The 10,302-nt window shown below is 54.6% G+C and carries 7 protein-coding genes and 2 tRNA genes; 4 read left to right on the forward strand and 5 right to left on the reverse strand.

The window, feature by feature from the left end; genetic code table 11:
* Window positions 1-52 precede the first annotated feature (52 nt).
* Entirely contained in the window at window positions 53-970 is a 918-nt protein-coding gene (locus F0319_RS06580; protein WP_079451573.1) for a zinc-binding dehydrogenase, read from the forward strand.
* Window positions 971-1,148: 178 nt separating this feature from the next.
* A complete protein-coding gene (locus F0319_RS06585) occupies window positions 1,149-2,030 on the forward strand; it encodes a LysR family transcriptional regulator (RefSeq protein ID WP_032699293.1) in 882 nt (293 codons plus the stop codon).
* 191 nt (window positions 2,031-2,221) lie between these two features.
* Here F0319_RS06585 and F0319_RS06590 read toward each other — a convergent pair whose 3' ends face one another.
* Both F0319_RS06590 and F0319_RS06595 read right to left on the reverse strand, forming a co-directional pair.
* Window positions 2,222-3,484, reverse strand: coding sequence for a tyrosine-type recombinase/integrase (locus F0319_RS06590; RefSeq protein ID WP_040220314.1), 1,263 nt, complete (start codon window positions 3,482-3,484; stop codon window positions 2,222-2,224).
* A 161-nt stretch (window positions 3,485-3,645) separates the two neighbouring features.
* Window positions 3,646-3,721, reverse strand: a tRNA-Asn gene (locus tag F0319_RS06595).
* A 161-nt stretch (window positions 3,722-3,882) separates the two neighbouring features.
* Between F0319_RS06595 and emmdR the strand changes: the two genes are divergently transcribed.
* A complete protein-coding gene (gene emmdR, locus F0319_RS06600; RefSeq protein WP_149366528.1) occupies window positions 3,883-5,337 on the forward strand; it encodes a multidrug efflux MATE transporter EmmdR in 1,455 nt (484 codons plus the stop codon).
* A gap of 103 nt (window positions 5,338-5,440) precedes the next feature.
* A tRNA-Asn gene (locus F0319_RS06605) sits at window positions 5,441-5,516 on the forward strand.
* A gap of 142 nt (window positions 5,517-5,658) precedes the next feature.
* Here F0319_RS06605 and F0319_RS06610 read toward each other — a convergent pair.
* The 3 genes from F0319_RS06610 to shiA all read right to left on the reverse strand — a co-directional run bounded on the left by F0319_RS06610 (window position 5,659) and on the right by shiA (window position 10,285).
* Window positions 5,659-7,425 (reverse strand): aminopeptidase P family protein, encoded by a 1,767-nt coding sequence (locus F0319_RS06610; protein WP_149366529.1) that lies wholly within the window; start codon window positions 7,423-7,425, stop codon window positions 5,659-5,661.
* Between the two features lie 18 nt (window positions 7,426-7,443).
* A complete protein-coding gene (locus F0319_RS06615; protein WP_111966061.1) occupies window positions 7,444-8,898 on the reverse strand; it encodes an AMP nucleosidase in 1,455 nt (484 codons plus the stop codon).
* A gap of 73 nt (window positions 8,899-8,971) precedes the next feature.
* Entirely contained in the window at window positions 8,972-10,285 is a 1,314-nt protein-coding gene (gene shiA, locus F0319_RS06620) for a shikimate transporter (protein WP_111966060.1), read from the reverse strand.
* Window positions 10,286-10,302 lie beyond the last annotated feature (17 nt).

Consider the following 10,302-nt stretch of genomic DNA (forward strand, 5'->3'; position numbering starts at 1 on the left):
ATTTATTTAATTGATTTTTCTGAATGTGTAAATATCGAAAAGGAAAATAACAATGAGTGAATACGTGCAAGCAATTGTGAAATCAGATACTGGTGGTTTTAGATTTACCGATGTACAGCGGCCAGTCAGAAGGACGGAAAGTGATATTTTAATCAGAGTTTCCAATATATCACTTAATCGGGGAGAATTAGACTTTCCCTGGGAATCGGATAAGCCTGCCGGATGGGATGCATTTGGTATTGTGATCGAGACCAGCACCGACGGTCAGGGACCAAAAATTGGGGAGCGGGTATTAACATGGAGTTTTTCGGGTGCCTGGAGCCAATATCGCGTTGTCGATCGTGCCAATGTCGCTATCGTGCCAGAGAGTGTATCAGCAGCGGTTGCAGCAGCGTTGCCGGTGGCAGGATTAACGGCGCTGCGTTCTCTGCGATCCCTTCATTTGCAGCCGGGCCAGTCTCTGGCCGTTACCGGTGCAACGGGCGGAGTCGGGCATTTGTTGGTTCAGTTGGCTATGCATGCCGGTATTAAAGTTTCGGCGGTGGTGCACAGTCAGCGTGGATTCGATTGGCTGCAAGCCAGCGACGTTAAACCCAACGAGGTACTATTGGCTAAAGAATACCCTTTTGAGGGAGCCTTTGATGCACTGGTCGATACCGTCGGTGGCGATTTACTGGCTCATCTATTAGACAATGTTGTCCCTAATGGCACAGTTCTCATTCTGGGCGTTGCCTCGGGACAGGTGGCGAGCATAGACACCACAATTTTGGTATCACGAGGAATCGATCTGATTTCTTATAAGGATTATTCCCCGGCTGGAGAAGATTTAAACACCTTGCTCACTCTCGTTGACGAGAAGATCATTAAAGTATACGCGGATAATATTGGTAGTTGGGATAAAGTCATTAAACAGGATTTCATGCATCTTCTCGCTCCAGGCAAAGTCACGCTCAACGTACCTCAGGACTAAGCTCAACTCGTACATAGTCCTCTATGCTGTCGCCACGCAAGGATATTGCAATAATTGTGGCGACATAGCGTTATCTTTTAACTAATAACACATTGATATTTAACTTCTGTCAGTTTTTTTGTATCTTGATACCTCCACGAGGCATAGATGTTCGTGTAAGAGATGTAAGAGAAGACTTATGGATTTAAACGCGCTTAAAATCTTTATTAAGGTAGGGGAAACGCAGAGTTTTACCAAAGCTGCGCAGGCATTGGGCCTCACCCAATCAGGGGTCTCACGTGCAATTACCAGGCTTGAGCTCGACCTTCGTGTTACCTTGCTTAACCGCAATACCCACTCTGTAAGTCTGACTACCGATGGCGTTTTTTTATATGAATCCTCAAAAAGCCTGATTCATGAAATGGATGAGGTTGGGCATTCGATTACCGGCAGAACGGTATTCCCTGAAGGCGAACTAAAAATAACGACACCTTCTGCCTATGGCCGATTGGTAATTATTCCTATGCTCAAAGAGATTCTGGACAGATATCCGGCATTAACAATTGACGCGGTTATGACTGACCGATTGGTTGATTTGGTGGAAGAAGGCTTTGACGCGGCGATTAGAATTGGCAGCGTACAGGACTCACGGCTTATCGCCAGAACTATTAAGCATTTACGCTTTGTCACCGTTGCGTCACCGGAATATTTAAACAGCCACGGAATTCCAAAAGAGCCAGCGGAACTGGTACAGCATAACTGTCTGGCTGTTAAAGCACAGAGAACTGGGCGTAGCACAAAGTGGTTTTATTCTATTGCGGGAGAACAGCAGGCTTTTGATATTAAGGGTAATCTGGTCGTCGATACTGCGGATGTACTGTTAGAGGCGGCACTCAGCGGGATGGGAGTTGTTCAAATAATGGACTTTGCGGTCGGTAAATATCTGGAAAACGGTAAACTTGTCGAGCTACTACAAGAATACTCCGAGGCTTCGATTCCGCTTTCATTAATTTATGCAAAATCGCGCCATCGTTCGCCTAAAATCAGTACATTGCTGGCGGCGTTAGGAATAAATACTTGACCCCCAACACAGATGCAATTGTGCTTGATTTGTGAGGGGCCAAATTCAACATCCTGCTCAATTCTGTGACTAAAAACCAAGCTTTGTATGAAGCTGATGGTGTTTTAAGTATATATGCGAAGTATTTAGCCTTAAACGGGGCTCATTAGCTGAGCCCTTTTTCAAGCTTATCAATCGGTTTATACCGTAGTTCAGACTTTGGACTGCTGATGGCCCAAAATATAGGATGGCACGAATTCCTCTCTGCACCTGTCCAGATAATCTGACCACCACTGCATCATCGCCTTACGGGCTTCCAGATGCTCCGCCTTGTGGATGTAGGCTGCCCGAACGCTATTGCGCTCCTGATGGCTCATCTGACGCTCAACTGCATCCTGTGACCAGAGACCTGATTCTATCAGGGCACTACAGGCCATTGCCCGGAATCCGTGGCCGCAGACATCCTCTTTAGTATTATATTCCATCAGCCGCAGCGCCTTATTAACCGTATTTTCACTCATTGGTCTGGATGGATTATGGATGCTGGGGAACAGCAACTCCTGATCACCGGAGATTTCTCTTATCTGCTTCAGTATGTCGATGGTCTGTTGTGACAGCGGCACAATGTGCGGCGTGCGCATTTTCGCCCCCCTGCTGGAATAGCGGACGCCTGGGAGCGGTTCTCGTGTGGCGGGGATCGTCCAGATTTTATTTGTGAAACTTATCTCCGTCCAGCGGGCAAACCGCAGTTCGCTGGAGCGAATAAAGACATGCAGGGTAAGAGAAACAGCCAGCCGGGTTAATTCCCGTCCCTGATGATAGCCATCAATGCGACTCAACAATTCGGGTAGTCGTTCAAGGGGAAGGGCGGGGTAGTGTCGTTTAACCGGTGCTGCGATGATACCTTCGAGATTCGATGCTGGATTGCTCTCAATCATCCCCTGATGCACCGCATGCCGCATGATGTTGCACATATGCTGCCGGGTACGTGCTGCGACTTCCAGCAGACCTTTTTGCTCAATGCCTTTCAGCAGGTCGATAAAGTGACGAGGTTTCAGTTCAGCTACTGGCAAGTGTCCAATCACAGGAAATATATGATTGTTCATGCTGGCAAGCAGACGGGAGGCGTGGTTCTCAGACCATGTTCTGTTGCTTTTATGCCAGCTCAATGCAACGTGCTTAAATGTTTTTTCCGGTGAGCGGGCAGCTTTCTCTGCGATACGTTGTTGTGATGGATTGATATTCTGCGTTAGCAGCTTGCGTATACCATCACGTTGCTGACGAGCGTAAGCCAGAGAAACATCGGGATAGGCACCTAAGCCGAGGCGAGATTCTTTACCATTGATACGATATTTGAGATACCAGAGACGTGAACCGCCTGGATTGACTAAAAGGTACAGTCCATGAGAATCAGAAACTTTGAAGGGTTTTGCGGATGGTTTTAAGCTACGGATTTTAGCGTCGTTCAGAGACATATGGTGGTCACTCCATAATCGAACTGAAATGACCCCAAATCAGACCACCAATCTTGCCCGATGCGGAGGGGGAAATGAAAATGCATCGGGAAGACTTTTCACGCTAACTTATTGAATCTAAATCACATAAGGATTCGCAAAGAGGCATGAAAACAAGAATTTGGCTCCTCTGACTGGACTCGAACCAGTGACATACGGATTAACAGTCCGCCGTTCTACCGACTGAACTACAGAGGAATCGTTGTGGAGGCTTATCTTAGCGGCGAAAAAAGTTTTGTCAAACCTGATCTTAGGGAAAATCGACCGATTGCTGATTCTGTCGTCAGTTTGTTGTAAATCCACACATCTTTTTCTGGAAAATACTTTGCAGGATTAGCATTTGTCCCCCATCATTTGAAATGGAGTTTCAACTTTTCTCGCTAAGGTCCATTTTGAACGTCACTGCCTCCTTACGCCAGGCGATAACGCGCACGCCATGGTATGCAAAACGTAAAAGCTATCGTGTCCTGTTCTGGCGTGAAATCACCCCTCTTGCTGTGCCTATCTTCCTGGAAAATACCTGCGTTCTGCTGATGGGGGTTCTGAGCACCTTTCTGGTGAGCTGGCTGGGTAAAGAGGCGATGGCTGGGGTTGGGCTGGCGGACAGCTTTAACATGGTGGTGATCTCGTTCTTTGCCGCCATAGACCTCGGGACGACGGTGGTGGTGGCCTTTAGCCTCGGCAAGCTGGATCCCAAACGTGCACGCGAGGCGGCCCGCCAGTCGCTGATGATCATGACCATTTTTTCGATCGTCCTGGCGGCGGTGATCCACTATTTTGGTAAAGAGATTATCGACTTTGTCGCCGGGGAGGCCACGAACGAGGTTAAAGACCTGGCGCTGACCTACCTGGAGATGACCGTCATAAGCTATCCGGCAGCGGCCATTGCCCTTATTGGCAGCGGCGCGCTGCGCGGGGCGGGCAGCACCAAAATTCCGCTACTGATCAACGGCGGGATGAATATCCTCAATATCATTATCAGCAGCGTGCTGATCTACGGCGTGTTCTCGTGGGACGGGCTCGGCTTCGTCGGCGCCGGACTGGGTTTAACCATTTCACGCTATATCGGTGCGGCAGCCATCATCGGGGTACTGATGGCGGGGATCACCCCCTCGCTACGCCTTACGCTGAAAAGCTATTTCCGCCCCTTTAATTTCGCCATTATCTGGGAAGTGATGGGGATCGGTATTCCTGCGAGCATTGAGTCGGTGCTGTTTAACGGCGGGAAATTGCTGACGCAGATGTTTGTCGCCGGGATGGGCACCGACGTGATCGCCGGTAACTTTATCGCTTTTTCCATCGCCTCGCTGATTAACCTGCCGGGTAACGCGCTGGGGTCGGCATCGACCATCATCACCGGTAAACGGCTCGGGAAAGGGCAGATAGGCCAGGCGGAGCGGCAGCTGCGGCATGTTTTCTGGCTGTCGACCATTGGACTGACGCTGATCGCCTGGGGAACCGCGCCCTTTGCCGGGCTGATGGCCTCGTTTTATACCCACGAAGACGACGTTAAAGAGGTCGTTAAGATCCTCATCTGGCTCAACGCGGCCTTTATGCCCATCTGGGCGGCCTCATGGGTATTGCCCGCCGGGCTGAAGGGGGCGCGCGACGCCCGCTTTGCGATGTGGGTTTCGATGCTCGGCATGTGGGGATGTCGCGTTGTGGCGGGGTATACGCTCGGGGTAATGCTCGGATGGGGAGTGGTCGGCGTCTGGCTGGGGATGTTCCTCGACTGGGCCGTACGTGGGGCGCTGTTCTACTGGCGAATGGTCAGCGGGCGCTGGCTGTGGAAATATCCGCGGAAAAATGCCTGACAATTGCGCGAAGTGGAGAATAATTCGGCAAACGATCGGAAATATGCATTCTGCCTTTGACATCCCGGGGGAGCATCGATAATATGCGCCCCGTTCACACGATTCCTCTGTAGTTCAGTCGGTAGAACGGCGGACTGTTAATCCGTATGTCACTGGTTCGAGTCCAGTCAGAGGAGCCAAATTTGAAAAGCCTGCTTTTGAAGCAGGCTTTTTGCTTTTCTGCGCAAGGTAAATGCAAAACGGCAACCAGGTTGCCGTTTTTAGTGTTAACTCCCTCTCCCGTGGGAGAGGGAAGGGGTGAGGGCACCAGGTCGCACCAAATTACACGCGAACCGGTGCTGTCGCCTCTTCCAGCCACGAACGCGCATCGCCGTTCACCAGCGGTGACAGCGCCTCACGCACCTGCTGGTGATATGCATCCAGCCACTGTTTTTCCTGCTCGCTCAACAGATGCAGCTCAACCTGACTTAAGTCGATCGGGATAAGCGTCAGCGAGGCAAATTTGCAGAATCCCGGTCGGCTCTCCACAACCTCCACCTGGTTTTCAATACGAATACCGTGGCTATCGCCCAGATAGTATCCCGGTTCAATCGTCATGATATTGCCCGCCACAAGCGGCCACGGGTTGACCTTTTTCGCGATGCGATGCGGGTTCTCATGGATCAGCAGCTGGTGCCCCACACCGTGCCCCGTACCGTGATCGTAATCCAGCCCCATCTCCCACAGCGGGCGACGCGCAAATGCATCCAGCTGATGTCCCTGAGTCCCGGAAGGGAACTGCAGGGTAATCAGCGACAGGAAGCCTCTCAGCACGGCAGTGTAGTGCAGGCGCTGCTCCGGCTCGACCTGACCCCATGCCAGCGTGCGCGTGGCGTCAGTGGTGCCATTAACGTACTGACCGCCGGAATCGTTCAGGTAAAAATGGTCATGGCCGATGGGCTTATTGCTGGCCTCGCTCGAATGATAGTGGCACATCGCCGCATTGCTCGAAGAGGCGGAGATGGTCGCAAAACTCTGCTCGATGAACCCCGGCTGCTGTTTACGGAACGCCAGCTGCTGCGCCTGGACTTCCAGCTCGGTGAGCGGATTTCCTGCCGCCTCGCGAAGCGGCACTTCGCGGCTCAGCCAGGCGAGGAAGTTGACCCACGCGGCACCGTCCTGGTAATGACAATCGCGATAGCCTGCCAGTTCTACCGGGTTTTTGGTGGCTTTCATCAGGGTGATGGGGTCGGTCCGCCAGACAATCTCCCCCCGTGGTTCAATGGCGAAGCGCAGGGCAACCGGCGCGGAATCGGCATCCACCATCACCCGTTTGCCTTCAGCAATCTGCTGGCAGCGTTCGACAAAGGCCTTCTGTGGCGCAATGGTGAACGCACTGCGGACGTATTCAGGCAGGGCGCCGAGCTTGTTGTCGTTAACAAACCACTCAACGTGACCGTCACGTCCAAGAAGGGCAAAGGAGAGCGGTACCGGGCTGTATGGGATATCCGCGCCACGCACGTTTAACAGCCAGGCGATATTATCCGGCAGCGTAACGGCGAGATAATCGGCATTGTTCGCGGCCAGCACGGCAGCGACGCGCTGGCGTTTGTCCGCGCTGCGTTCGCCGCTGTGTTCAATCGGCATATTCCGGATAAGCCCCGCCGGCGCGGCAGGGCGATCGGTCCATAAGGTGTCAAACGGCGAGGCTTTCAGCGGGACCAGCTCGCAAGGCGTGGCGGACAGTTGCTCAAACTCCGAGTGGGTCATCAACAGCGGGTCAAAACCGATGCGCGTGCCTGACTCAACGTTTTCTGCCAGCCATTCAGCCAGCGGCTCGTTGTGCAGGTGGTGGATTTCAATCTCGTCCAGATTCACCTGAACGCGGGCCTGGACCTGATAGCGCCCGTCAACGAACAGCAGCGCTTTATCCTTCAGTATCAGCGCGACGCCGGCAGAGCCGTCAAAGCCCGTCAGCCAGGCCAGCTTTTCGTCGTACGGCGCGCAGTATTCGCTCTGCCATGCATCCGCGCGCGGGACGATCATCCCGTCGAGATGGCTGGCCTCAAGCCAGTGGCGCAGGGCAGAGAGCGGTGATGTGCTGGACATTGTTTTTCCTTATCGTTATTAGCGGAACGGCGGCTCGTTGAAGGTGCGCAGCTTGCGGGAATGGAGCCTGTCACCTTCCGCCCGAAGCAGGTCGATAGCGCGAATGCCGATTTGCAGATGCTCTGAGATAGCCCCTTCGTAGAAACGGTTGGCCTGGCCGGGCAGCTTAATTTCGCCGTGCAGCGGCTTATCGGAGACGCACAGCAGCGTGCCGTACGGAACGCGGAAGCGATAGCCCTGTGCGGCGATGGTGGCGCTCTCCATATCGATCGCCACCGCGCGGCTCAGGTTGAAGCGCAGCGCCGATGCGGAGTAACGCAGCTCCCAGTTGCGGTCATCCGTCGTGACGACCGTACCGGTGCGCAGCCGCTGCTTAACTTCTTCTCCCGGCATGCCGCTGACCTCTTTGGTGGCGTCGTACAGCGCACGCTGCACTTCGGCGATGCTCGGGATTGGAATATCCGGCGGCAGCACCGCATCAAGCACGTGGTCATCGCGCAGATAGGCGTGGGCGAGCACGTAGTCGCCAATCAGCTGGCTTTCACGCAGGCCGCCGCAGTGACCAATCATCAGCCACACGTCCGGGCGCAGTACCGCCAGATGGTCGCAGATGGTTTTGGCGTTTGACGGGCCGACGCCGATGTTGATCAGCGTAATGCCCTGACCGTCGGCGGTGATCAGGTGCCAGGCGGGCATCTGGTGTTTTTTCCACGCCAGATCGGAGATAGCCTGCTCGGGCGCTTCGGTCTCCGCGGTGATCCAGATCCCGCCCGCGCAGGAGAGCGCGATATACGGGCTTTCGGGGTCGAGGATCTGGCTGCAGCCCCAGCGGACAAATTCGTCAACGTAGCGGGTGTAGTTGGTAAAGAGCACGAACGGCTGGAAATGTTCGACTGGTGTACCTGTGTAGTGGCGCAGGCGCGCCAGGGAGAAATCGACCCGGCGGGCGTCAAAGTGCGACAAAGGAGAAAATTCGGCCGGGTGATAAATCCCGTCCGCGGTCTCATCGCCAATCTGCGAAAGCTCGGTGGTCGGGAAGTGGCGGGTCAGCCCCGCGCTCATGGAGCGGTCAAGGGTTAACGCCGAACCGTCAATCACGTACGGATAAGGGATCTCATGCTGCGAGGGCTCAACGGAAATGTGCGCGCCGTAATCCTGATACAACAGCGTAAGCTGTTCTTCAAGATACGGGCGGAACAGCGCAGGGCGGGTGACGGTGGTGCTGTAGCAGCCGGAGTGGGTAAAACGGGCGTAGGCGCGGGTTTTGGGATTACTGCTGGCGCTGCCGTCCCAGGTCACAGAGAGCGATGGATAAACAAAAAGGCCCTCGGTTCTGGCCTTTTGGTCGGGGAGTTTCCCTGTTTCGATATATTCGCTAATGGCGCTGCGCAGCGCGTTGACGGACTGTTCATACAGCGCGTCGAGTTTTTCCAGCGCCTGAGCCGGGGTCAGGCTGGAGCCCTTATTATTCATCTCTGTCTCCTTGTTCCACAGGTGTGCGACTCTACCCGATAGTATGTCACACGCCTGTGAAACAAAAGTGAGATCAGCGGTGGCTCGTCTCTTTCATCAGCAGCGCCGTTGCCGCCGACAGCAGGCAACCGGCCAGAAGATAAATCGCCACGCTGTGCCAGTTGCCGCCGGAGAAGGTCACCAGCGCAGCGGCAATAAACGGCGTAAACCCGCCGCCAACCACGCTTGCGACCTGGTAGCCCACGCCCGCGCCGCTGTATCGGTAGCTGGCGCCGAACAGCTCGGTAAACATCGGCTGCTGCACGCAGACCACCATATCGTGAGCGATGTTCGCGAGCATGATGGCAAAGAAAACAATCCAGAAAACAGACTGCGCCTCCAGCGCCATAAAGAACGGCCAGGCGCTGAGGGTCCCAATCAGCGCCCCGGTGATGTAAACGCGACGGCGGCCAAACCGGTCCGCCAGCCAGGCGAAGCAGGGGATGGTCAGACAGCTGATCCCGCCGACCAGCAGGCCAATATTCAGGAACAGTTCGCGCGGCAGGCCGAGATTCTGCGTCGAGTAGTTCAGGGCAAAGGCGGTGACGATATACATCGTCAGCAGCTCGCACAGGCGCAGGGCGATAATTTTCAGAAAAGCGCCAGGGTGCCGGACAAGGGCTTCCATGACAGGAAGTCTTCTGTTAGCAGCCGGTTTTTCCTGCTGCTTTTCGAACTCTGCCGACTCCTCCATTCCGTTACGGATCCAAAGCGCGGCAATGACCAGCACGATGCTGAAGATGAACGGAATGCGCCAGCCCCAGCTCAGGAACTGCTCGTCGGTGGTGAGCTGGCTGATTAACGACACCAGCCCTGTGGAAAGCAACAGCCCTACGCCGTACCCGACCTGCACGCCGCTGCTGTAAAACGCTTTCTTATTTTTTGGCGCGCTCTCAACGGATAGCAGCGCCGCGCCGCCCCATTCGCCGCCCACGGCAAAGCCCTGAATAGCGCGTAATGTCACCAGCAGCACCGGTGCCCACCAGCCAATGGCGGAAAACGAAGGGAGAATGCCAATCAGCGCGGTGGCGATCCCCATCATCCAGACGGTGAGCATCAGCATGCGCTTGCGGCCGAGACGGTCGCCGAAGTGGCCGAAGATCACACCCCCCAGCGGGCGAAACAGAAAGCCAACGCCGAAGGTGGCAAACGCGGCGAGCGTGCCCATCGCAGGGCTGACCTGGGGGAAGAATTCGCGGTTAAACACCAGCGCGGCGGTAATGCCGTAAAGCAGAAAATCATACCAGTCGACGACGGCACCCGCGAAGCTGCCGAGTGCGGCGCGGCGGGCACGATTGAGCGAAGGGGTCTCCTCGTTGGGACGATCGGAGATGAGGGTGGAGTCCATAGTTGTCCTGTCCGTAC

The organism is Enterobacter vonholyi (assembly GCF_008364555.1).
GTDB lineage: Bacteria > Pseudomonadota > Gammaproteobacteria > Enterobacterales > Enterobacteriaceae > Enterobacter > Enterobacter vonholyi.

Excerpts from the sequence above, each read along its gene's own strand:
- F0319_RS06580 (WP_079451573.1), top strand. The coding sequence starts at position 53 with ATGAGTGAATACGTGCAAGCAATTGTGAAATCAGATACTGGTGGTTTT.
- F0319_RS06585 (WP_032699293.1), top strand. The coding sequence starts at position 1,149 with ATGGATTTAAACGCGCTTAAAATCTTTATTAAGGTAGGGGAAACGCAG.
- F0319_RS06590 (WP_040220314.1), bottom strand. The coding sequence starts at position 3,484 with ATGTCTCTGAACGACGCTAAAATCCGTAGCTTAAAACCATCCGCAAAA.
- emmdR (WP_149366528.1), top strand. The coding sequence starts at position 3,883 with ATGGAGTTTCAACTTTTCTCGCTAAGGTCCATTTTGAACGTCACTGCC.
- F0319_RS06610 (WP_149366529.1), bottom strand. The coding sequence starts at position 7,425 with ATGTCCAGCACATCACCGCTCTCTGCCCTGCGCCACTGGCTTGAGGCC.
- F0319_RS06615 (WP_111966061.1), bottom strand. The coding sequence starts at position 8,898 with ATGAATAATAAGGGCTCCAGCCTGACCCCGGCTCAGGCGCTGGAAAAA.
- shiA (WP_111966060.1), bottom strand. The coding sequence starts at position 10,285 with ATGGACTCCACCCTCATCTCCGATCGTCCCAACGAGGAGACCCCTTCG.